This is a genomic window from Sphingomonas endophytica, from assembly GCF_001476895.1.
In the GTDB taxonomy this organism is placed as follows: Bacteria; Pseudomonadota; Alphaproteobacteria; order Sphingomonadales; family Sphingomonadaceae; genus Sphingomonas; species Sphingomonas endophytica_A.
Window position 1 is genome coordinate 1 of the sequence record NZ_LDTB01000117.1, and the last position, 803, is coordinate 803.

Genomic DNA, 803 nt, shown 5'->3' on the forward strand with positions numbered 1-803 from the left:
CTGTCCGGTGGTCAGCTCGTACTGGCTTGACGGCTCATACACCGCGAGCCCGCCGTTTGTGCCGACGTTGTAGCTCGAGGTAGGCCCGCCATCGGCGCGGCCAACGGTGGTGGGCAGGATGTTGAGCTGCACCACCAGGGTGCCATTGCCCAGGATGTATCGCTGCCAGACATTGAGGGCCTGCTCGAGATCGTAAACGAGAGAGGCCTCGGCCGATCCGCCTGCGCTCGAAGAATCATTCAACGTTACGGAATAATTCCAAGTCATATTGGTCGAGCCTTCAATCTATGGTAGCGTACCAATAATAATTAATATTCATGTGACCAGTCATTTCTGTATCCTGCAAGACCAGAAAGGCATGCTCTCTATTGCACCGAACGGCCGACGAGCTCATCCGGGTGACCCCGTTGGAGGCGATATCAAGCACGGCGACCCGTAAGACTACGGAGCCTGCTTCGGCTGCGAACGGTTCCAACGATCGATTCTGGGATCGGCATGATGTTGTTCGCGAATTCTGCTTGGTCGCGGACAACGCCAATTGCATCTCGCCGGAGAGCCATAGTACTCTGGCCGTCATATTCATCTGCTGCTCTACCGGTTCGTTACGAATAGTCAGCTTGCGCTGACGGCGAGGCCGAAAGGGCAGGGGGCGCGCTCACGACAGTGTCGGCTCGCGTTCGACGGCAGTCATTTTCAGCTACTGAGCAGATTAAATCGTGAGATGATTGAAACGCGGAGTGGTACGGCAGCAGACAGCGGGATCGTTGCACTCGCGATGCTGCTGCGTTTTCACGGCATCGCGG

General features: G+C 56.7%; 1 protein-coding gene. It reads right to left on the bottom strand.

The window, feature by feature from the left end:
- The coding region (locus NS334_RS16240) for a hypothetical protein (protein WP_153002785.1) at positions 1-267 on the bottom strand (267 nt) is incomplete at its 3' end.
- Positions 268-803 lie beyond the last annotated feature (536 nt).